The sequence below is a fragment of the Lampropedia cohaerens genome, assembly GCF_001005215.1.
Classification (GTDB): domain Bacteria; phylum Pseudomonadota; class Gammaproteobacteria; order Burkholderiales; family Burkholderiaceae_C; genus Lampropedia; species Lampropedia cohaerens.
Genome location: NZ_LBNQ01000029.1, coordinates 1 through 22059, shown reverse-complemented (window position 1 = coordinate 22059; position 22059 = coordinate 1). Strand labels below are relative to the sequence as shown.

General features: G+C 64.9%; 21 protein-coding genes and 1 pseudogene. 12 read left to right on the top strand and 10 right to left on the bottom strand.

The window, feature by feature from the left end:
* Positions 1-4 precede the first annotated feature (4 nt).
* Complete coding sequence (locus AAV94_RS09760) at positions 5-1696, top strand: electron transfer flavoprotein-ubiquinone oxidoreductase (RefSeq protein ID WP_046741805.1); 1692 nt, start codon at positions 5-7, stop codon at positions 1694-1696.
* A gap of 105 nt (positions 1697-1801) precedes the next feature.
* On the opposite strand, the gene AAV94_RS09755 is transcribed toward AAV94_RS09760, so the two are convergent.
* A complete protein-coding gene (locus AAV94_RS09755) occupies positions 1802-2404 on the bottom strand; it encodes a helix-turn-helix domain-containing protein (RefSeq protein ID WP_046742145.1) in 603 nt (200 codons plus the stop codon).
* Positions 2405-2637: 233 nt separating this feature from the next.
* On the opposite strand from AAV94_RS09755, the gene glnT reads away from it, so the two are divergent.
* From glnT to AAV94_RS15080, 6 genes and pseudogenes are all read left to right on the top strand, one after another.
* The gene (glnT, locus tag AAV94_RS09750) at positions 2638-3960 is read left to right on the top strand and encodes a type III glutamate--ammonia ligase (RefSeq protein WP_231731350.1); all 1323 of its coding nucleotides are present in this window, start codon (positions 2638-2640) and stop codon (positions 3958-3960) included.
* Between the two features lie 12 nt (positions 3961-3972).
* The gene (locus tag AAV94_RS09745; protein ID WP_046742144.1) at positions 3973-4881 is read left to right on the top strand and encodes a class II glutamine amidotransferase domain-containing protein; all 909 of its coding nucleotides are present in this window, start codon (positions 3973-3975) and stop codon (positions 4879-4881) included.
* A complete protein-coding gene (locus tag AAV94_RS09740) occupies positions 4869-5561 on the top strand; it encodes a GltB/FmdC/FwdC-like GXGXG domain-containing protein (protein ID WP_046742143.1) in 693 nt (230 codons plus the stop codon). The genes AAV94_RS09745 and AAV94_RS09740 overlap by 13 nt, the downstream gene beginning before the upstream one ends.
* A 3-nt stretch (positions 5562-5564) precedes the next feature.
* Positions 5565-6896, top strand: coding sequence for an FMN-binding glutamate synthase family protein (locus AAV94_RS09735; protein WP_046742142.1), 1332 nt, complete (start codon positions 5565-5567; stop codon positions 6894-6896).
* A gap of 125 nt (positions 6897-7021) precedes the next feature.
* Positions 7022-7597: pseudogene (locus tag AAV94_RS15085) on the top strand (hypothetical protein).
* On the top strand, positions 7594-8052 hold the full coding sequence (locus AAV94_RS15080) for an ammonium transporter (protein WP_052755003.1): 459 nt from the start codon (positions 7594-7596) through the stop codon (positions 8050-8052). Before AAV94_RS15085 ends, AAV94_RS15080 begins: the two are co-directional and overlap by 4 nt.
* Here AAV94_RS15080 and AAV94_RS09725 read toward each other — a convergent pair.
* Complete coding sequence (locus AAV94_RS09725) at positions 8040-8495, bottom strand: hypothetical protein (RefSeq protein WP_231731347.1); 456 nt, start codon at positions 8493-8495, stop codon at positions 8040-8042. The two genes, AAV94_RS15080 and AAV94_RS09725, sit on opposite strands and share 13 nt — an antisense overlap.
* Positions 8452-10047, bottom strand: a complete 1596-nt coding sequence (locus AAV94_RS09720) for a Na/Pi cotransporter family protein (protein WP_046742140.1) — start codon at positions 10045-10047, stop codon at positions 8452-8454. The genes AAV94_RS09725 and AAV94_RS09720 overlap by 44 nt, the downstream gene beginning before the upstream one ends.
* 147 nt (positions 10048-10194) lie before the next feature.
* Here AAV94_RS09720 and AAV94_RS09715 point away from each other — a divergent pair, with 147 nt between their 5' ends.
* From AAV94_RS09715 to pdeM, 5 genes are read left to right on the top strand one after another with little or no spacing between them, the layout of a single operon-like run.
* Entirely contained in the window at positions 10195-11232 is a 1038-nt protein-coding gene (locus AAV94_RS09715) for a ligase-associated DNA damage response exonuclease (RefSeq protein WP_046742139.1), read from the top strand.
* Complete coding sequence (locus AAV94_RS09710) at positions 11229-12890, top strand: ATP-dependent DNA ligase (RefSeq protein WP_046742138.1); 1662 nt, start codon at positions 11229-11231, stop codon at positions 12888-12890. The genes AAV94_RS09715 and AAV94_RS09710 overlap by 4 nt, the downstream gene beginning before the upstream one ends.
* A complete protein-coding gene (locus AAV94_RS09705; protein WP_231731345.1) occupies positions 12887-14701 on the top strand; it encodes a DEAD/DEAH box helicase in 1815 nt (604 codons plus the stop codon). Before AAV94_RS09710 ends, AAV94_RS09705 begins: the two co-directional genes overlap by 4 nt.
* Positions 14698-15318 carry a hypothetical protein gene (locus AAV94_RS15205; protein WP_231731344.1) on the top strand — a complete coding sequence of 207 codons (621 nt, stop codon included), beginning with the start codon at positions 14698-14700 and terminating at the stop codon, positions 15316-15318. The genes AAV94_RS09705 and AAV94_RS15205 overlap by 4 nt, the downstream gene beginning before the upstream one ends.
* Positions 15308-16003 (top strand): ligase-associated DNA damage response endonuclease PdeM, encoded by a 696-nt coding sequence (pdeM, locus tag AAV94_RS09700; RefSeq protein WP_156454405.1) that lies wholly within the window; start codon positions 15308-15310, stop codon positions 16001-16003. The genes AAV94_RS15205 and pdeM overlap by 11 nt, the downstream gene beginning before the upstream one ends.
* 6 nt (positions 16004-16009) lie before the next feature.
* Here the strand turns inward: pdeM and lpxK are convergent, their stop codons facing one another.
* The 7 genes from lpxK to AAV94_RS14670 all read right to left on the bottom strand — a co-directional run bounded on the left by lpxK (position 16010) and on the right by AAV94_RS14670 (position 22017).
* Positions 16010-17029 (bottom strand): tetraacyldisaccharide 4'-kinase, encoded by a 1020-nt coding sequence (gene lpxK, locus AAV94_RS09695; RefSeq protein ID WP_046742136.1) that lies wholly within the window; start codon positions 17027-17029, stop codon positions 16010-16012.
* A gap of 27 nt (positions 17030-17056) precedes the next feature.
* On the bottom strand, positions 17057-17482 hold the full coding sequence (locus AAV94_RS09690; RefSeq protein WP_046742135.1) for an ExbD/TolR family protein: 426 nt from the start codon (positions 17480-17482) through the stop codon (positions 17057-17059).
* Entirely contained in the window at positions 17479-18111 is a 633-nt protein-coding gene (locus tag AAV94_RS09685) for a MotA/TolQ/ExbB proton channel family protein (RefSeq protein ID WP_046742134.1), read from the bottom strand. Before AAV94_RS09685 ends, AAV94_RS09690 begins: the two co-directional genes overlap by 4 nt.
* A 33-nt stretch (positions 18112-18144) precedes the next feature.
* The gene (dacB, locus tag AAV94_RS09680) at positions 18145-19650 is read right to left on the bottom strand and encodes a D-alanyl-D-alanine carboxypeptidase/D-alanyl-D-alanine endopeptidase (protein WP_046742133.1); all 1506 of its coding nucleotides are present in this window, start codon (positions 19648-19650) and stop codon (positions 18145-18147) included.
* An 18-nt stretch (positions 19651-19668) separates the two neighbouring features.
* Complete coding sequence (locus AAV94_RS09675) at positions 19669-19977, bottom strand: helix-turn-helix domain-containing protein (RefSeq protein ID WP_046742132.1); 309 nt, start codon at positions 19975-19977, stop codon at positions 19669-19671.
* Between the two features lie 79 nt (positions 19978-20056).
* On the bottom strand, positions 20057-21076 hold the full coding sequence (locus AAV94_RS09670) for a DMT family transporter (protein ID WP_046742131.1): 1020 nt from the start codon (positions 21074-21076) through the stop codon (positions 20057-20059).
* Positions 21077-21224: 148 nt separating this feature from the next.
* Positions 21225-22017, bottom strand: a protein-coding gene (locus AAV94_RS14670) for an IS5 family transposase (protein WP_156454342.1) whose coding sequence is annotated in 2 segments (ribosomal slippage) — positions 21225-21759 and positions 21758-22017 — 795 coding nt in all. Because the reading frame shifts where the segments join, the coding sequence is not laid out codon by codon here.
* Positions 22018-22059: the final 42 nt, after the last annotated feature.

Genomic DNA, 22059 nt, shown 5'->3' with positions numbered 1-22059 from the left:
CAAGATGACCCCGCAAGAAATCCTAGAGCAGTACGGCCCGCGTGAGTCGATGGAATACGACGTGGTGATTGTTGGCGCCGGGCCGGCCGGGCTGGCTACGGCGATCCGGCTCAAGCAGCTGGCAGCCGAGAAAGACCAGGAGATCAACGTCGTCGTGCTTGAGAAGGGCTCCGAGCCCGGTGCGCACATCCTCTCGGGCGCGGTGATGGACCCGATTGCGTTGAGCGAGCTCATCCCCGACTGGAAGGACAAGGGCGCGCCGCTGAACCAGCCTGTCACCGCCGACGAAGTGCTGCTACTCAGCGAGACTGGCGCTACCAAGACGCCTGCGGCACTGGTGCCCGACAACTTTCACAACAAGGGCAACTACGTCATCAGCCTGGGCAACGTCGTGCGCTGGCTCAGCCAGCAGGCCGAAGCACTGGGCGTGGAAATCTTCCCCGGCTTTGCCGCCACCGAAGTCGTCTACAACGAAGACGGCTCCGTCAAGGGCATTGCCACCGGCAACATGGGGCTGGGCAAGGACGGCCAGCCCACGGCCGAGTTCCAGCTCGGTATGGAACTGCACGGCAAGTACACCATCTTTGCCGAGGGCGCGCGTGGCCAGCTCGGGCGCCAGCTGCTGGAGCAATTCAACCTCCAGTCCGACTCGGCGCCGCAGAGCTTTGGCATCGGCATCAAGGAGCTATGGGAAGTGCCGCCCGAGAAGGCGCAGCCTGGCCTGGTGGTCCACACAGCCGGCTGGCCGATGGACAAGGAAACCTTCGGCGGGGGCTTTCTCTACCACATGGAAGGCAACAAGGTCACGCTGGGCTTTGTCATCGGCCTGGACTACAAGAACCCGTGGCTGAGCCCGTTTGAGGAGATGCAGCGCTGGAAAAAACACCCAGCCATTCTCAAGCACATCGAAGGTGGCAAGCGCCTGGGCTACGGCGCGCGGGCGATCAACAACGGCGGCATCCCCAGTCTACCCAGGACCATCTTCCCCGGTGGCGCGCTGGTGGGTTGCAATGCAGGCTACCTCAACGCCAGCCGCATCAAGGGCAGCCACGCGGCGATCAAGAGCGGCATGCTGGCGGCCGAGGCGGTGTTCGAGGCGGTACAAGCCGGGCGCCAGCACGATCTGCTGAGCGCCTACCCGCAGGCGTTCGAGAAGAGTTGGCTGTACCAGGAGCTCAAGGCCGCCAGCAACTTCAAGCCATGGTTTAAGAAAGGCCGCACCGTTGGCATGCTGATGACCGGCATCGAGCACTGGCTGCTGCCCAGGCTGGGCATCAAGACACCGCCGTGGACGCTCAGGAACCCCGCGCCCGACCACACCTTCCTCAAGCCAGCGGCGCAGTGCGCCAAGATCGACTATCCGAAACCCGATGGTGTCATCACCTTCGACCGGCTCTCGAGCGTATTCATCAGCAACACCAACCACAGCGAGGACCAGCCGGCGCACCTGACGCTCAAGGATGCCAGCGTGCCGGTGCAGGTCAACCTCAAGCAATACGGCGGACCCGAGGCACGTTACTGCCCGGCGGGCGTGTACGAGTTCATCGACGATGCAGCCAGCCCTCAGGGCAAGCGCCTGCAGATCAATGCGCAGAACTGCGTGCACTGCAAGACCTGCGACATCAAGGACCCGACCCAGAACATCGTCTGGGTCGCCCCCGAGGGCGGCGGCGGGCCCAATTACGTCGAGATGTGATTCACAAGGTCGCCCCGCATGAAGGACGCAAGACCTGCGTGGGGTTGCATGCATTGCCGCCCCATGCAGGTCTTTTATGCCTGTATCAGTGGTGTGTCATGTGGCTTACTCGCCGGAATGCGGATAGACGATGATGGACAAAAACTTGATAGGCGTTTGGGCCAGCTCGCCAGGCCCATGAGGAATCTCGCCGTTGAAACTCAGCGCATCTCCCGGTTCGAGCATGTAGCTTTGCTGCCCACAGCGGTATTCCAGCACGCCTTCCAGCATGTAGAGAAATTCCGTCCCCGGATGCTGAAAGGTGGGATAGGTTTGGGTGTCGTCTTCCATCGTGATGAGGAAGGGCTCGAATGACTTGACGGGACCTTGACCATAAGCCAACAGGTGATAGGTGTGCCCACTCTTGGTGCCGCGACGCACCACTTCCATGCCCGCACCATTTTTGACATGTTGTGCCGAGGCGGCCGACGTGTCGTATTTGCTGAACAGCACCGACATGGACACACCCAGTGCACGTGCAATGCGGGCCAGGGTATCGAGTCCGGCCATGGTGCTTCCAGTCTCGATTTTTGACAGCATGCCACGACTAAGTCCCGCCAGTTCAGCCACTTGCGCAATGGTCAGGCCTTCTTTGAGACGAATTTCGCGGATGACGGAACCGATGGATTCTTCCAGGGCCGGCTGATGGATGTCGCTGGTTTCTTGCATTCTGAAAAGTGTAGTGGCTTGAAGGGTCTGTGCTTAGACGGGCGGGCGGAAAGGTTTCATAATAGGCACAAAAGTTGCATTGTGAGAATCAGGATGATCTGATCCCGACAGACAGTCAACCGCCCATCCTCTCTCATGACCGTCAAGGAGCATGCAACGTGAAAACAGAATCGGCCCCTATTTTGGCGAACCTGCCGCCAGGCCAGCTCGTACAACCCCCTCAATTCGATAACGTGGAAGCTGCACAAGCCTATTTGCAGGCCAATGACATTGGCTATGTGCTCGCGCAGTTCGTGGACATCCACGGCGTTGCAAAAGCGAAGTCAGTGCCAGTTGCGCACCTTCAGTCGATCCTCAGCGCCGGAGCTGGTTTTGCCGGCTTTGCCATCTGGGGCGTCGGCATCGAACCCCATGGTCCGGATTTCATGGCTGTGGGTGAATTGTCGACGTTGACGACGGTGCCCTGGCAACCCGGGCTGGCGCGCATCGTGTGTGAAGGGCATGTCGATGGCAAGCCCTGGGAGTACGACAGCCGCGTCACGTTGAAAAAACAGGTGGCACGTCTGTCCGAACGAGGCTGGATCTTGTTTACCGGCCTGGAGCCGGAATTTTCGCTACTGCGCCGCGGCGACGATGGCAGCTTGCTGCCTGCCGATCCCAGCGATTCGCTGGCCAAGCCCTGCTATGACTACAAGGGGCTCTCGCGCATCCGCGAGTTTCTGGAGCGCCTGTCCAACTGCATGCGCGCCGTCGGCATCGACGTCTACCAGATCGACCATGAGGACGCCAACGGCCAGTTCGAGCTGAACTTCACGTATGCGGACTGCTTGAAGTCGGCTGACCACTTCGTCTTCTTCAAGATGGCAGCCAGCGAAATAGCCAATGAGCTGGGGTTCATCTGCTCGTTCATGCCTAAGCCATTCTCCAACCGCCCTGGCAACGGCATGCACATGCACCTGTCTATTGGTGATGGCAAGCGCAACCTGTTTGAAGACAAGGCCGATCCGCGCGGGCTGGATCTCTCGGAAATGGCCTACCACTTCCTTGGTGGTTTACTGGCGCACGCGCCGGCACTGACGGCACTGTGCGCGCCTTCGGTCAATTCCTACAAGCGCCTGGTTGTGGGTCGGTCGCTGACGGGAGCAACCTGGGCGCCAGCCTATATCAGCTATGGCGACAACAACCGCTCCAGCATGATCCGCATCCCCAAGGGACGGCTGGAGCTGCGCCTGCCCGATGGCGCCGCCAACCCTTACCTAGCCACCGCTGCCGTGATTGCCGCAGGTCTGGATGGCATTGAGCGCAAGCTCGATCCAGGCCAGCCGCGCAACGTCAACCTGTACGAATGGACTGAGCAGCAGCTGGCTGATGCCGGCATTGGCCTGCTGCCGCAGAACCTGGGCGTTGCGCTGGATGCGCTGCAAGCCGATACGTTGATTTGTGACGCGCTGGGTCCGGTTGCCAAAGAATTTCTCAAGCTCAAGCGCATGGAGTGGGTGGAATACCAGCGCCATGTCTCGGAGTGGGAAATCAAGCAATACCTCGAGTTTTATTGAAAGGAAACACCCATGTGTGGAATCGTAGGGCTACTCGTCAAGAACCCCGCGCTGCGCGATCAGCTAGGGCAGTTGATGGTGCCAATGCTCATCGGCATGACTGAACGCGGCCCGGATTCAGCGGGCCTGGCCGTATTCACCGATCCCTTGCCGCAGGGACGCCGCAAGGTCAGCGTTTTTGCAGGCTATGTGCAAAACGGCGATCGTTATGACTGGTCGGAACTGGTGAGCGAGCTCAACAGGGACTTGAAAGCCAAGGCGGAGGTGGAGGCCAAGGGTAACCACGGCATCGTCTCTTTTGCCATAGAGCCGCAGCGTGTGCGCGACTGGATCATGCGCTACGAGCCGTTGCTGAAAATCTTCTCCACCGGCCGCAGCATCGACTTGTACAAGGACGTGGGTACGCCCGCCGAGGTGGCTGAGCGCTATGGCTTTGCCAGCTTCAGGGGTACGCACCTGGTTGGTCATACCCGTATGGCGACCGAGTCAGCCGTTACCCCTGATCGCGCCCACCCCTTTACCGCAGGCGAGGATTTCTGCCTGGTCCATAACGGTTCTCTGTCCAATCCGCATGCCATTCGCCGCATGCTCGCGCCCCATGGTATTGCTTTCGATACCGACAACGATACGGAGGCAGCCACGCGTTTTCTGGAGTGGCGCCTGCGCGAGGGCGACACCCTGCAGGAGGCGTTGCAGAAGGGGTTCGAGGTATTGGATGGCTTCTACACCTTCCTGATGGGCACGCCCACCGAGCTGGCCCTGATCCGCGATCCATTTGCCTGCAAGCCAGCGGTGGTGGCCGAGTGCGACGACTACGTTGCCATCGCGTCGGAATTCCGTTCGCTGGCCCACCTTCCCGGCGTCAACCACGCCCATGTCTTCGAACCTGCCCCAGAGGAAATGTACGTATGGAAAGTCTGAAATTCGATCTCGCAGTCACGCCGTTGCGGGAGGTCAACCAGTTCCTGCATAGTGAGGCGCCGGCCAAGCCGGGCCTGCAGGTCACCATTGAAAACCCTAACGGCGCGCACGCCATCGCTGCCGGCCTGAATGCGCCGATTGACGTCACCATCGACGGCCATGCCGGCTACTACGCAGCCGGCATGAACCAACTCGCTAACGTCACCATCACCGGCAGTGCCGGCACAGGCGTGGCGGAAAACATGATGAGTGGCAAGGTGCATGTCAAGGGCTTTGCCTCCAACGCTGCCGGTGCCACCGCGCACGGTGGGCTGCTGGTCATTGACGGCGACGCCGGCCTGCGCTGCGGCATCTCGCTCAAGGGCGCCGACATCGTGGTCGGCGGCTCGGTGGGCAGTTTTTCCGCTTTCATGGCGCAGGCGGGCAATCTGGTCATTCTCGGCGATGCCGGTGAAGCGCTGGGCGATTCACTATACGAAGCACGCATTTTCGTGCGCGGAAAGGTTGCCAGCTTGGGCGCTGACTGCGAGGAAAAACCCATGGGAGACGCCGAGCGCGCCATCCTCGCGGATTTGCTCAAGCGCGCAGGGCACGACGATGTCGATCCGGCCTCGTTCACGCTCTACGGCTCGGCCCGCACGCTCTATAACTTCCATGTCGACAACGCAGGAGCGTACTGAAAAATGTCTGATATCAACAAGATCCCGCCAACCCAACCGCAGTTCTCGGCGACCTTCGATCCATACACGCTCTCGGAAATTCGCCGCGCTGCAGCCACTGGCATCTACGACATTCGCGGCGCGGGCACCAAGCGCAAGCTGCCGCACTTCGATGACCTCCTTTTTCTTGGCGCATCGGTGAGCCGTTATCCCCTCGAAGGCTACCGTGAAAAATGCGGCACCGACGTGGTGCTCGGTACGCGCTTTGCCAAGAAGCCAATTCATCTGAAGACACCAGTGACCATTGCCGGCATGAGCTTTGGTGCGCTGTCTGCCAATGCCAAGGAAGCCCTGGGACGCGGTGCCAGCATTGTGGGCACGTCCACCACGACCGGCGACGGGGGCATGACGCCTGAAGAGCGCGGTCAATCCAAGACGTTGGTTTACCAGTATCTGCCATCGCGCTATGGCATGAACCCTGACGATCTGCGCAAGGCCGATGCGATTGAGGTCGTGATTGGTCAGGGTGCCAAACCAGGCGGCGGTGGCATGTTGCTGGGTCAGAAGATCAGCGAACGTGTGGCAAAAATGCGCTGCCTGCCCGAAGGCATCGACCAACGCTCAGCATGCCGCCATCCTGACTGGACCGGCCCGGACGACCTGGAAATCAAGATTCTGGAGCTGCGTGAGATTACCGACTGGGAAAAACCCATCTACGTCAAGATTGGCGCTACCCGGCCGTACTATGACGTGGCACTGGCCGTCAAGGCAGGAGCCGATGTGGTGGTGCTCGATGGCATGCAAGGAGGCACGGCTGCTACACAGGAGGTGTTCATCGAACACGTCGGTATACCGATTCTTGCGGCCATCCGTCCTGCCGTACAGGCTCTGCAGGACCTGGGTATGCACCGCAAGGTGCAGTTGATCGTCTCTGGCGGCATTCGCAACGGTGCTGACGTGGCCAAGGCCCTGGCACTGGGCGCCGATGCGGTCGCCATCGGTACTGCTGCACTAGTGGCGCTGGGTGACAACGATCCAAGTCTTGAGGACGAGTATCGCAAGCTCGGCAGCACCGCCGGAGCCTACGACGATTGGCAAGATGGAAAGGATCCGGCCGGTATCACGACGCAGGATCCGGAACTGGCCAAACGGTTGGACCCTGTAAAGGCTGGGCGCCGACTGGCCAATTACGTATCGGTCATGACGATGGAGGCACAGGTGATCGCCCGCGCGTGCGGCAAGTCGCACCTGCATAACCTGGAGCCGGAAGATCTGGTTGCGCTGACACTGGAGTCCGCTGCCATGGCGCGGGTGCCGCTGGCAGGAACGACGTGGATTCCTGGTAATCCCTTGTGAGTCTGTCACTGCTGCAGGAACGAGACATGGCTGTCAACCAATAGCAGCCATGTCCTTGAAGGCCATGCAGCGTATTGATCGTGATCTGAATATCCCTGAATCCTCGGGCCTCCACGAGACGAACCATGACTTCATTATTCGCCGCGCTGCGCAGGCCGTTGGCGACATTGGTGCTGATGGTGCTATCGGGCGTGGCGCTGGCGCAGGACGGGACACCCACACTCAATTCGAGAGATACCGGCTGGATGATTGTCGCCACTGTTCTGGTTATCACCATGTTGGCGCCCGGACTCGCGTTGTTTTACGGTGGTATGGCGCGTACCAAGAACTTTCTGTCCCTATTCACGCAGGGCATTGCAATTGCAGGTATGGTCGGGGTACTGTGGATTCTGTACAGGTGAAGCTTGGCTTTTGGCGATGTGTTTGGCATGCAAGCCGGTGTGATCAACTGGCACAGCTTTGTCGGAGGACTGGACGAGGTGCTGAGGCGAGCTATCACGCGTGAAAGCGTGGTGGCAGCCATACCTGAAAGTGTGTCTGCAACCTTTCAGCCGACCTTCGCCATGATCACGCCAGCCATTGCTATACGAGCATTCGCGGAACGCATGAAGTTCGCGGCAGTGCTCTGGTTCGCCGCGCTGTGGCTGACGTTCTGCTATGTGCCACTGACGCACATGGTCCGGAGTGGCTTGGGCGCATGATGGCCGAGTGGGGCATTCTGGAATTCGCCGGCGGGACTGTGGTGCACATCAACGCCGGAATCGCTGGTTTGGCGGCCGACCTAATGCTTGGGCGGCGAAGCGGCTATCCGGGTACCGCCATGCCACCGCACAACTTGGGCTTTACTCTGACCGGTGCCGCGTCGCTGCGGGTGGGCTGGTTCGGCCTCAATGTGAGATCGGCGTCGGCAGCCAATACCAGTGCGGGCATGGCGGTGCAGACAACCCAAGTAGCGGCCTGCGCAAGCGTCGTTGGTTGGATGGCGGTGGAATGGTTCAGGAACGGTAAGCCGAGTGCATTGGGTGCGGCCACCGGCGCTCTCTCGGGGCTTGTCGGCGTCACGCCTGCGTGCGGCTTCGTGGGGCCCGGCGGTGCGCTGGTCCCCCAGCGCGCCGCAGACGTTGCCAGAGGTCGGAGCGCCCATCAAAGGTTATAGGCTCGCTCGTTGTGTTCACCACTGTCCAAGCCGATCTGTTCCACCTCGGGCTCGACACGCAGGCCACCCGTTAATAAACCGACGACCTTCAGGATCGCGAACGTGGCGATGCTGTAATAGAGAATGGTGAACACCACGCTTTTGAACTGAATCCACAACTGATTGGTGATTGCTATGTCCTCGAATCCGCCCAGCGATGTCGAGGCAAAGACGCCCGTCAGCAGGGAGCCCACGCTACCGCCCATACCATGTAAGCCGAACGTATCGAAACTGTCGTCATATCCCAAATGGTGTTTGCATACGCCGATGGCATTGAAGCACGCCACACCGGCGACAAAGCCCATTACAAAGCCCATTACAAAGCGCGGTTGCGCTGCAGTGCTTGAAGCCTGTTCGCGATCAATCGGAATACAGCGCGCGGGTATCGCCGAGCGTTTCGGCAATGCGGGCGACGTGCTTGGACAGGCGCTCCAGCCAGCGCTGGGCGGTCAGCTGCTCCAGCGCCGCCGCCGGGGTGATGCGGTAGCTGGCGGCATCCTCGACCACGGCGCGGCGCGCCTGCGTCTGCTGCTCATGCACCCAGGCACTGACCTGGCGCAGCTCCTCGGTGACCTCCTCGCGCTGCGCCAGTCCTTCGTCGGCCAGCCAGCCGGCGCTGCGTTCGAGCACAGGCGCGAGCCGCTCGGCCAGCGCCCACAGCGCTGGCTGCTGGCGCAGCACGGAGACGTTGCTGATGGCGCCGAGGTCGTCGCGCAGCACGCGAGTCTGGTCGATCAGCAGCAGCAGGTGTTCCAGGCGTTGCTGGTCGCTGCCGGACTGCGGCACCGGCAGCTTGTCCAGATAGGCGTCAACGGCAACCAGCAGCTTGTCCAGGCTCAGGCCGCTCTTGCTGTCCGCCAGCGGCTCGCCGCGCAGGCGCTGCGCCAACAGATGGCAGGTGTCGGCCAGGCCCAGGCAGACCGTGCGCTCGGTGGCGGCAATGGCCAGCGCAGGCACGGACAGCAGCGAATCGTCCAGGTAGCGCAGGCCTGGCGGGGCAGACTCATGAATGATCCGGCTGGCGATCCGCGCCAGCAGGCCGGCCTGCGGCAGAAACACGGCGGCGCCGACAATGCTGAAGGCCGAATGGAAGGCCGCCAGTGCCAGCGCGACGTCGACACTGCCATGGTGCAGGTCCCAGGCATGCGCCAGATACACGAAGGCCGGCTGCAGCAGGAAGAACGCCAGCACCGCCGAGCCGAGGTTGAACAGCAGATGCACCAGCGCCGTGCGCTTGGCGCTGGCGCTGCCGCCCATGGCTGCCAGCAGCGCCGTGGCGGTGGTGCCGATGTTCTGCCCGATCACCAGCGCCGTGGCCTGCGAAAAGTCGATGGTGCCGCTGGACAGCGCTGCCAGCGTGGCTGCCAATGCTGCGCTGGAGGCCTGCAGCAGCACGGTCATGACGATGCCGATCAGCACCAGCATCAACCTTGCCGCCCAGCCTTGGCCGGAAACGCCGCTCAGGTCCACCCGCTCGGCCATGCCCGCCATGGCCTGCTGCAGAAAGTCGATGCCGATGAACATCAGCCCGAAGCCCGCCAGCGCCAGGCCGGTCAATGCCAGCCGGTCCTTGCCCAGCAGCTTAAGCAGTGCCCCGATGGCGATGATGGGCAGTGCCAGGCTGGATATCGAGAACTTCATGCCCAGCAATGCCACGATCCAGCCGGTACTGGTGGTGCCGATGTTGGCGCCGATGATCACGCCAATGGCATTCTGGAAGCTCAGCAGCCCGGCGCTGACGAAACCGATGGTAGCCATCGTCGTCGCTGTTGAGGACTGCACCATCGCCGTGGCGCCCATGCCCACGAGCAATGCCTTGACCGGCTTGCCGGTAAGCCGCCCCAGCGCGGTGCGCAGCGATTCGCCGGCCATGGCCTTGAGGCTGTCGGACATCAGCACCATGCCGAGCAGAAACAGGCCGATGCCACCGGCCAGGGTACTGAGGGATGTAAACATGATGACGAAGCACCGTGCAGGTGCGGGTGTGGCCCAAACCCCGTAGTATCCGCCAGTGCCATCGGGTTTTGTCCTACAGCGCGTGCGAGCACAGTCGGTTGTGATGGGGGATGGAGTTATCTTGATGGGAGAAAGCAATTCGCCGCGATGTCTGACCTAATCGAACTGCGCCCCGCCGGGTTGTATTGCCCGGCGGGCGACTTCTACATCGACCCGTGGCGGCCCGTGGCGCGGGCTGTCATCACCCACGGGCATGCCGACCACGCGCGGCGCGGCATGGGCCGCTACCACTGCAGCGCCGACTCGCTGCCCATCCTGCGCTGGCGGCTGGGCGAGCAGTCCTATGTGCCACATGCGGCCGGAGAGGTCTTTCACCTGGGCGCTGCGCGGGTGTCGCTGCACCCGGCTGGCCACGTGCTGGGGTCGGTGCAAGTACGGGTGGAGGCAGGCGGGCAGGTCTGGGTGGCCTCGGGTGATTACAAGCGCCAACCTGATCCCAGCTGTGCGCCATTTGAGGTCGTGCCCTGTGATGTGTTCATTACCGAGGCGACGTTTGCGCTGCCGGTTTACCGCTGGCCCGATCCGCAGCAGGTCGCGCGTGAGATTCTTGAATGGCAGGCCGAGTGCGCCGCCAACGGCGAGGCTGCGCTGCTGCTGGGCTACTCGCTGGGCAAGGCACAGCGTCTCCTAGCCGAAATGCGGCGGCTGAGTGATCAGACCGTTTACTTGCATGGCGCGATGGTGCCGGGCGTGCAGATCTACCGCGACGCGGGCGTGCCCATGCTGCCAACGCAGCCGGTGGCGCAGCTGCCAAAGGGGCATGATTTTGCCGGCGCGCTGGTGCTGGCTCCGCCTGCGGCAGCAGGCAGCTCCTGGGTGCGGCGTTTCGGCAGGCTGCAGACCGGGTTTGCCTCGGGCTGGATGCTGATTCGCGGCAACCGCCGGCGGCGCAACCACGATCGGGGCTTTGTGATCTCCGACCACGCCGACTGGCCGGACCTGCTGCGCACCGTGCGCGAGACCGGCGCGCGCCGCGTGATTGCCACGCACGGCAACACCGACGCCATCGTGCGCTACCTGCGCGAGCAGGGTATCGATGCCGCAGCGTTCGCCACGCAGTACGAAGGGGACGAGGGCGCGGTGCAGGATGCCATGGACACGGGCGCCATGGAGCCGATAGCATGAAGCGCTTTGCCGCGCTCTACCAGCGGCTGGACCGCGCCACCGGCGCGCTCGCCAAGCGCGCCGCGATGGTCGATTACTTTCGCGCCGCCCCCGCCGAAGACGCTGTATGGGCACTGTGGCTGCTGGCTGGCAACAAGCTCACGGCAGCGCGTGCGCGCATCGCCAACAGTACCGAGCTGCGGCAGTGGGTGGCGCAGGAAACGGGCCTGGCCGACTGGTTGGTCGATGACAGCTACCACCATGTCGGCGATCTGGCCGAGACCCTGGCCTTGCTGATGGAGGAGCCCGCCGAGGCGACGCAGCAGGCGCTGTCGCTGTCGCAGTGGGTCGAGCAGCGGCTGCTGCCGGTGGCCGGTGCGCCCGAGGTCGAGCGCCGCGCGGTCGTGTGCGCCGCGTGGCGCAGCCTGCCGTTTGCGCAGCGGCTGGTGTTCAACAAGCTGCTGACTGGCTCGCTGCGGGTCGGTGTCTCGGCGCGGCTGGTGCAGCAGGCGCTCGCCGATTTCAGCGGACTGGACCTTGCGCGCATTGCCCAGCGCATGCTGGGCGAGTGGCAGCACTCGCCAGCCTTCTGGCGCGACCTGCTGTCGCCGCAGGAGCTGGCCAGCGACCGCCAGCAACCCTATCCGTTTTTCCTGGCCTCACCCATCACCACACCGCCTGTGATTGGTGAAGAGGCGCAGCAGATGCAGCAGCAGTTCGGCGACGTGGGCGACTGGCTGCTGGAATGGAAGTGGGACGGCATCCGCCTGCAGCTGATCCGGCGCGAGGGCGAGGCGGCACTGTGGTCACGGGGCGAGGAGCGGCTGGACGGGCGCTTTCCCGAGATCGAGGCCGCCGCGCGACACCTGCCGGAGGGTGTCGTCATCGACGGCGAGCTGCTGGCCTGGCAGGCGGGGGAGGCGCCGGGCGAGCCGGGCAGCCCCATGCCGTTCACCGCGCTGCAAAAACGCATCCAGCGCCGCAAACCGGGGCCGAAACTGCTCGCCGACGCGCCGGTGCGGCTGCTGGCTTATGACCTACTTGAAGTGGCTGGTGGTGACATCCGGGCACTGCCGCAGGACCGCCGCCGCGGGCAGCTGACGGCGCTGCTGGCAGCCCTGCCGGCACAGGCGGCGCAGCACATCGCGCTCTCGCCCGAGGTGCCTGCACGCAGCTGGCAGGAGGCCGCCGAACTGCGCAGCCAGGCGCGCGCGCGTGGCGTGGAAGGCCTGATGCTCAAACGCCGCAGCGCGCCTTACCAGAGCGGGCGCCGTCGTGGCGACTGGTGGAAGTGGAAGATCGCGCCGCTGACCATCGACGCGGTGCTGCTGTACGCGCAGCCCGGCCATGGGCGGCGCAGCAACCTGTTTACCGATTACACCTTCGGTGTATGGGATGGCGCGCAGCTGGTGCCGGTGGCCAAGGCCTATTCGGGCCTGAGCGATGCTGAAATCGCCAGCCTGGACCGGTGGATCCGCAGCCACACCATCGAGCGCTTCGGCCCGGTGCGCAGCGTCGCGCCCGAGCAGGTGTTCGAACTCGCGTTCGAGGCCGTCAATCGCAGCAGCCGCCACAAGAGCGGCGTGGCGGTGCGCTTTCCGCGCATTCTGCGCTGGCGCAGCGACAAACCTGCCGCCGAGGCGGACCGGCTGGACGTGCTCAAGGCATTGGCGGCATGAGCAGGTCGCATGCGGTCACCACAGCGCATGCGCCACTGCGCAGCTGGTTCCGCGCCCAGGGCTGGCAGGTTGCGCCCTTTCAGCGGGAGGTCTGGCAGCGCTTTCTGGCAGGGGAGTCGGGCCTTCTGCACACCCCCACGGGCAGCGGCAAGACGCTGGCTGCTGCCGGCGGGCCACTGCTGGAAGGGCTGGCCGATCAGGCCGCAGGCGCTGCAGTTGGCAGTAAGCGGCGCACGCCGGTGCTGCGCCTGCTGTGGGTCACGCCGCTCAAGGCGTTGGCCAGTGACACGCAGCGGGCGCTGCAGACGGCGTGTGCGGGCATCGGCCTGCCCTGGCAGGTTGGGTTGCGCACCGGCGATGCCAGCGCGCGCGACAAGCGGCTGGCGCGCACCGGGCGGCTGGATGCGCTAGTCATCACGCCCGAGTCGCTGGCCCTGCTGCTCAGCCATGCGGACACGGCGGAGCACTTTGCGCAGCTGCAGGCGGTGGTGGTCGATGAATGGCATGAGCTGCTGGGCAGCAAGCGTGGCGTGCTGCTGCAGCTGGCGCTGGCACGGCTGCGCCAGTGGCGGCCGGAGCTGCGCATTTGGGGCCTGTCGGCCACGCTGGGCAATCTTGCGCAGGCGCGCGATGTGCTGCTGCCCCATCTGCCGCAGGCCGCGCTGGTGGGCGGCGTGCCACCCAAGCCACTGCAACTGACCACGCTGCTGCCGCAGCAGCATGAGCGCTTCCCATGGGCCGGGCACATCGGCCTGGCGCAGCTGCCGCGCGTGCTGCAGCGGCTGATGGCCGCGCCCACATCCTTGTTGTTTGCGAATACGCGTGCCCATGCGGAGCTGTGGCACCGTGCGCTGGCCTCGGTGTGGCCGGAGGGTCTGGCCACGCTGGCGCTGCATCACGGCTCGATTGATCCGGCCTTGCGCCAGCAGGTCGAGCAGGGCTTGCGGGAAGGACGTCTGCGCTGCGTGGTGGCGACCTCCAGCCTCGATCTGGGCGTGGATTTCCCGGCCGTCGATCAGGTGCTGCAGCTGGGCAGCCCCAAGGGTGTGGCACGGCTGCTGCAGCGCGCCGGGCGTGCGCGGCATCGGCCTGGCACACCCAGCGCCATCACGGGCGTGCCCGTTCAGGCGCTGGAGATACTCGAGTACGCCGCGGCACGCCAGGCCGTAGAAGCCGGCGAGATCGAGCCGCGCGAGCCACCCCGGCTGTGCCTGGACGTGCTGGCGCAGCATTGCGTCACCCTTGCGCTGGGCGGCGGCTTCGAGGCCGAGGCGCTTTACCGCGAGGTGCGCGGCACGCACGCCTATGCCGAACTGACGCGCGCGGACTGGCAGGCGGTGCTGGACTTCATCGCCCAGGGTGGCAAGGCACTGGCCAACTATCCCGATTACCACCGCGTCACGCGTGATGTGGACGGCAAGTGGGTGGTGCGTGACAAACGCGTGGCGCTGCGCCAGCGTCTGTCCATTGGCACGATTGGCGGCGAAGGCATGGTCTCCGTGCGCTGGCTGCGTGGTGGCAGCCTGGGGGCCATCGAAGAAGGATTTGCCAGCCGCCTGCGTCCGGGCGAGCGCTTTCACTTCGCGGGCCGCCTGCTGCAGCTGGTGCGCCTGGAGGACATGACCGCCTACGTGCGCAAGGCCACTGGTGGCGAGGGCAGCGTGCCACAGTGGAGCGGCTGTTCACGGCGCCGCCCGAGACTGCGCCGGAACTGCCGGCCCTGCAGCCACTGCTGGCCCTGCAGCGTTCGCTGTCGGCGCTGCCGCAACCCGGTCAACTGGTGGTCGAGCATATGCAGGTGCGCGGCATGAGCTATCTGGCCGTCTATCCCTTCGCGGGGTTGCAGCTGCACGAGGGGCTGGCCACCCTGCTGGCGTTGCGCTGGTCCCGCCTGGCACCGTGCACGCTGACGTTTTCCGTGGGCGAACATGGCCTGTTGCTGGGCGCGACGAGACAGACCCCGGTGGACGCGGCATTGGTTGCCCAGCTCCTCAGCACGGAGGGCTTCATGGACGACTTGCACGCAGGCTTTAACTTGGCTGAGCTGGCCCGGCGCCAATTCCGGGAGGTGGCGCGCATTGCCGGGCTGCTGCCGCCTTCCGTGCCGGGGCGACTTCAGCGCTCGCTGCGGCAGCTGCAGGCCTCCAGTGGCCTGCTGTTTGACGTACTGCGCCGTCATGACCCTACGCACATCCTGCTGGCCCAGGCCGAGCGCGAGGCCCTGCAGAACCAGCTCAATGCCGAAGGGTTGGCCGCGCTGCTGGCCGACTGCAGCGCCCGGCAGCTGGTGCTGACCCGGTCAGCCAGCTTCACGCCGCTGGCGTTTCCGCTGTGGGCCGAGACCGTACGTGGCCACCTCAGCAGCGAGGATTGGCGCACCCGCATCCAGCGCGCCGCAGCCCGTCTGGAGCGTCGGCATGGGAGGTGAACCTGCAGAGCGGGCAGCCATGGCCGCAGAAGCGACCCTGCTGGCAGGCGAGCGTGTGCAGCTGTTTGGCGCGCGCGCGCTTCACTGGCCGGCGCAGCGCATGCTGGTCGTGGCGGACCTGCACCTGGGCAAGGGCGATGTGTTTCGCCGCGCCGGGCTGGCCGTGCCGCGGGGCGGCACACGCGCAGACCTGTGGCGCCTGCAGCAGCTGCTGCAGGCCACCGATGCGCGGCAGCTGCTGGTGCTGGGCGATTTCGTGCACGGGCCGGTGGCCGATGCGCCCTGGCGCGCCCAGTGGCAACAGTGGCGCGCCAGGCACGCGCACATCGGCATTGATGTGGTGGCGGGCAATCACGATCGCCAGCTGCGGCGTGCGGCCGGTTTGGCCGATCTGCTCGGCATTACGCTGCACACCGCGCCGCTGCAGCGACCGCCGTTTGTGTTCGCCCATGCCACCGAGGACGTGCCTGCATCCATTGACGGCTATGTGCTCAGCGGCCACCTGCACCCCGTCGTGCGCCTGCCGGGGCTGCCGCGTCTGCCGGTGTTTGCGTTCGGCGCCGGTGCTGGCGTGCTGCCGGCATTTACTCAGTTCTCGGGTGGCCAGCCGATCTGGCCTGCGCAATATCGGCAGTGGTACATCTGCGCGCCTGCCGGGGCGATTGCCGCAGGCCACACCGCGTGATGGCCATCACGGCAACCGGGCAGGCGGGGCGAGTCGCGCGATAGCCTCGATCAACGCCTGCGGCAGCGTCACCTGCAACGGAACGGCCAGCGCGTTCGGTAGCAGGCGCCACAGTTTGACGGCATCCTTTTCGGTGCATAGCACCACGGCGCCCGGCGGCAGTGCCTGCAGCGCGGGCGGCAGCTGGCCAAAGTCATGGTGGTCGGGCAGTGCGACGCGCGCCTGCAGACGGAGGCCAGCGTGCTCCAGCATCGCAAAAAAGGCCTCGGGCTGGGCGATGCCGGCCACGGCGATGATGACAGGCGCCTGTGCGATGTGCGCCAGCGCGTGGCGCTGGCCTGCCGCATCAACGGCATGGCCTGCCAGATGGCGCTGCATTGCCAGCACGGGGGCGGCGCCGGGCGCGCTGGCAACTGGCGGCGCATCGGCGCTGGCCAGCACCGCATCGACCGGACGGGGCCAGCGCTCGCGCAGCGGGCCTGCAGGCAGCAGGCGGCCATTGCCGATGCCCCAGGCAGGCATCACGCAGAGGGCATAGTCGTGTACCAATGCCAGGTGCTGCAGGCCGTCGTCGCAGACGAGCAGGTCCGTTTCCGGATGGGCCCGCAGCAAGGCCTGGCCCGCCTGGGCGCGCCGACTGGCCACATACACTGGTGCGCCGGTGGCATGGTGGATGAGCAGCGGCTCGTCGCCCACCTCGCTGGCACTGGCGTCCGCATGCACGGCGCGCACGCCGCGCGAGCGTCGGCCATAGCCGCGTGCCAGCACCCCCACGCGCAGGCCGCGCTGCTGCAGGGCATGCACCAGCGCGATGGTCACCGGCGTCTTGCCAGCGCCACCGGCGACGACATTGCCGACCACCACCACCGGTCGCGCCAACCGGGTGCGGCGCTTGAGACCCAGCCGGTAAAGCCCACGGCGCAGGGCGACGACCGCGCCATAGAGCCAGGAAAGCGGCACCAGCAACACGTTGGCCAGGTGCCAACGCCGCGGACTGCGCCAGTGCCGCTCAAGCCACTGGCGCATGACCGCAGGCAGCGGGAAGGGACTGCATCAGGACCCGGAGAACGCCTGGGTGGCGAAGGTCACGCGCGCCAGTCCTGCGTCGCGCGCGGCCTCCATGATGGTCACTACCGACTGGTGCGAAGCCATGCCGTCAGCGCTGATGACGAGGATCGCCTCGGGCTTGGCGCTGGCCGCCGCGCGCAGCTGCACGGCCAGTTCTGCCGGACCGACGGCCCCGAGTACCTGCCCGTCCACCGCATAGTTGCCGCCGGTGTCCAGCGAGACGGTAATTTCCTGAGGCCGCGTCTGCAGCGGTTCGGCGCTGGCCAGCGGCAGGTTGAGCTGCAGCTCGTTGAAGCGGCTGTAGGTGGTGGTCAGCATCAGAAAGATGAGAATGACCAGTAGCACGTCGATGAAGGGGATCAGGTTGATCTCTGGCTCGGCAGCGGGGCTGAACTGGCTGCTGAACTTCATGACTGCAGCTCCTTGACGTGCTGGACGAAGCGTTCGCAAGCGACTTCCATTTCAAGCACGTAGGCGTCGACCCGGCTTCTGAAGTAGCGCCAGAAGATCAGGGCCGGAATGGCAACGATCAGGCCGAAGGCGGTGTTGTACAGCGCGATCGAGATGCCGTGCGCAAGCTGGCCGGGATCACCGCTGATGACGCCCACATCGATCGACCCCTGCGATGCGAAGATCTCGATCATGCCGATGACCGTGCCCAGCAGCCCCAGCAGTGGTGCTGCCGAAGCGATGGTGGCCAGCGCCTGCAGGTAGCGGCTCAGCCGCGCAGCCACCAGGCGGCCCTGGTTCTGCACCGCGGCGCGCAGTGCCTCCTCATCGGCTGCGGGTTGGCTGGCGCGTGTGCGCAGTGCGGTGGCCAGCAGCTCACCCAGCGCGGAGTTCTCCGCCAGCTTGTCGACCACGTTTTGTGGCGGCACGCTGCGGGCTGCGGCGGTACAGGCTTCTTCCAGCAGGCCCGTTGGCGCCACGTTGGCGCGTCGCAGCGCGAACAGGCGCTCGCCAATGATGGCCAGTGCAATGATGGAGCAGAAGATCAGTGGCCAGATTGGCCAGCCTGCAGCTTGGATGATGGAAAACAAGGGCACTCTCCTGACTGGATTCAACCGTGGGGATTATCGCTGAGCGTTTGCAACCGGAACCTGCGGCAGGTCGTCGGCGACCCAGTCGATCAGCGCGTCGAAGGCCTCGCCGCGCGCCGCAGCGGCGTTGGGGTGATTGATGATGGCCACAACCACATGGCGCTGTCCGCTGCGGCCGAGCACATAGCCGGCAATGGCGTTGACATCGCGCAGAGAGCCGGTCTTGATGTGCCCGGCTGCGCTGGCGCGGCTGCGGCGCATGGTACCGTCCACGCCTACTGCGGGCATGGAAGCCAGCAGCTCCGGCATTACCGGCGATTGCCAGGCATGCATCAACATGCGCCCCAGCCCCTGCGCCGTCACGCGGGCATCGCGCGAGAGGCCGGAGCCGTTGTCCATCAGCAGGCTGCCCGGTGGGTTGCCGATGCGCCGCTCCCACCACAGCTGCGCGGCGGCCTGCGCCCCCTCGAAGCTGACTGGCTGTCCCTGGTTGCCAACGCTGCACATGGCCAGGAATACGTGATCGGCCATGACGTTGTTGCTGTACTTGTTGACGTCGCGAATGATCTCGGCCAGCGTTGCCGAGCGTTCGGTCAGGAGTGGCTGCAGGGTAGCCGGCGTGATGCCGTCGACCACCTGTCCGGTGAGGCTGCCGCCCATTTCACGCCACATGCCCTCGACGGCCAGGCGCGCGAACTGCTCGGGTTGCGGGTAGGCGATCGCCCAGTTCCGCTCGCCACAGGCGGCGGGATAGCGACCACTGAAGCGCCATTGCCCGGCAGTGCCCACATCCAGGCCCATACCGGTGCGCCATGTGGCCGGGCATCGGCTGCCTTGTTCCAGTGGTACGGATGGGGGAATGTCCAGCTGCGCAACGGGCGGCGCCACCTGGATGCGTGCGACGCCCGCTGCCGGATCAGGCACGAAACGCAGCACCACGGACTTGAAGTTCACCAGCAGCGCATCGGGGGCTGCGTTGTAGGGGCGCAGGGGCTCGTCGTCAAAGGCCGCGGGATTGTGCGGCGGCAGGCGGTAGGTGGTGCGATCAATGACGATGTCGCCCATCACGACCTTGATGCCGCGCTGCTGCACCTGGCGCAGCAGGCCCCACAGCCGCTCCATCACCAGCCTGGGATCTCCGCCGCCTTGAATATAGAGATTGCCGCGCAGTGCGCCGCCATCGATCTCGCCGTCCGCGTAGACGCGCGTCTGCCAGGTATAGGCCGGTCCCAGCCGGTCCAACGCGGCGTAGGTCGTGACCAGTTTCATCGTCGAGGCCGGGCTGACCAGTACGTCGTCGCGGTACGCCGCACGCGGCGGCGTGCCATCGACCGGCGCCGTCCAGAGTGCGACGGATTCCAGCGGGATCTGTGCTTTCGCAAGGGCTGCCTGGAAGGCGGCAGGAAAGGCTGAGGCGGGCCGGGCCACCGGGGCAGGCGTCGTTGGTTGGGCGGTGGCGCAACCGGCGAAGGCCAACGCGGTTGCGCCGCAGACTGTGGCGACCAGACGGCGCAGCAGGAAATGGATGAATGGAGTCATGAATGCGGTTGTCGCCAGTCAATCGAACTGTTTGATCAGGTCCGGATCCTTGATGAGCAATTCACACAGCCGCACTGCCACCCCTGGCGGCGCCTGCCGGCCCAGTTCCCAGTCATTGAGCTGGGCTATCGGCGTGTGCAGCAATCGGGCAAACGACACCTGCGGCAGGCCGACGGCCTTGCGTGCGGCGCGAATCTTGGTGGAGTCGCCCGTGGCCACTACCGTGGCGCTGTCCGCGGGTGCCGATGCCGTATCAGCAGGCTCGGCAGGAGCTTTGGCCGCGATGGCTTCAGCCATTTCGGCGAGATTGAGCTTTTTGGCGCACATGGCGGTGAGCAGCGTTGCAGGTTGTTACCGATCCGGCAATTGTAGAAGTCACCGATGTGCGAGGCCAGTGTTGCCCGTCTCAGGCTGTGGATCTGGGACGATGGATGTTGGCACACCAGAGAATGCCGCCAAGCAGCGCGCTGATCGCCAGCATCTCCACCAGGCTGGGCAAACGCCATTCGTAGAGAAAGCCATAGAGCAGCGCAAACACCGTCTCGAATACGATCATCTGGCCGATCATGGTCAGCGGCAACAGGCGGCTGGCGCGGTTCCAGAAGGCGTTGCCGACCACGGACGCCAGAATCGCCAGCGTGCCCGTGATGGCCCAGAAGCGCAGCCACTCCGTGCCCGAATGCTGCGGCGCAGTGCCTGCAGCGTCTGTCAGCATGGCCAGCAGTGGTGCACCAAAGGCGGGAATGGCTAGCGTCAGCGCCAGGATGCCGGTGGTCAGACCGGTCAGCAGCGACCAGTCCCATGGTGAGAGGTCAGGTCGGCGCAGCAGCCAGTGGCTGTTCCAGACCGAGTAGGCGGACCAGCTCAGTAGGGCACCACAGGCTGCCAGCAGCCCCATGCCGCGCTGCCATAGGGGCAATTCGGCGGTGGCCGCAGTGCCGTGGGCCAGCCCGTGCACGGCCACCAGCGCAACGCCCACAAAGCACAACGCCAGTGGCGCAGCCAGGGCCCGCAAGGGCAGGGCACCGCTGCGGCGCGAGCCCACGACGGTCACGGCCACGGGAATCAGCCCGATGATCAGCGCCGTTGGCGCGGCGCCTGCCCACTGCACGCCCCATACCAGCAGCACATAGTACGCAATGTTACCCAGCATGCCCAAGCCGAACAGTGCCAGCCATTCCCTGCGTCCCACGCGTGTCAGCAGGGAGCGCAGGCGCGGCGCCATCAGCAGCAGGGCAACGCCACCGTAGACCAGGTACCGCGCGGCCGAGAGCTGCCATGCGTTGAAGCCTGGAAGCAGCAGTGGAATGACGAAGATCGAGCCCCAGAACGCGCCAGCGGCAGCGCCGTTGAGAATGCCGAGCACTTCCGGCTGGCGTAGCGCCGCACCGGGGCGCGTGGGAGTGGCTGAGCCAGTTCGGGGCATGGATAGGGGAAAGAGGGGCGATTTGAGCGGGGATGGCACCGCCAACAGCGCCTAGGCAGTGCCGCGGGTGCGGGCAATGGTAGCACCGATGTGGGGCGTTCAGGCGACCCGGGAGAAGCGCCAATGTCGCTGCGGTTTCAGAACCTGTTCAAAGTCTTTTGAGCAGCAAAGCCAAGAATGCCAGGTGAATGAACTGTAAGCTGGTGTTGAGCAGGCGCTCGCAGTTCTTCCATAGTCGTCTGCTCTTGCCCAGCCAGGCGAAGCTGCGCTCGACCACCCAGCGCTTGGGCATGACCTTGAAGGTATGCAGTTCACTGCGTTTGGCAATCTGCACCGTCACATGCTCACCCAGGACCTCGCACACACCCCGTGTGAAGGGCTGACCCACATAGCCGCTGTCGCACAGTAGACTTTGCACCTGCCTGAGTCCAGGCCCGCAACGACGCAGCGCCTGCAACGCCCCTTTGCGGTCCGTCACCTCGGCCGTGGTCACCGCCACCGCGTGCGGCAGGCCCTGCGTGTCCACCGCAATGTGGCGCTTGATGCCCGAGACCTTCTTACCTGCGTCATAGCCCTTCTGGCCCGCCGTATCGCTGTTCTTGACGCTCTGCGCGTGCACGATCAAGAGCGTGCTGCAGGCGTTGCGCCCCAGTCTCTCTCGGGCCGCGCCAACCTGATTTTTTTAAAGCCTGCTCCAGCAGGCTGCCTCCTTCGCGTGGCTCGCTCCAGATCGCAAAGTACGAGTGCACCGTGCGCCACTTCGGAAACTCCTCGGGCAGCATGCGCCACTGGCAGCCGCTTCTGAGCAGGTACAGCACCGCGCAGAACACCTCATACAGGTCTACTCGCCTGGGGCTGGTCTTTTTGCGCGCGCTTTCCAACAACGGCTTGACAATCTCGAATTGTTCACGGCTGATGTCGCTCGGATAGCTCTTTCTCATCCCCAAAGCATCTCATAACTCCAGAGACTTTGAACAGGTTCT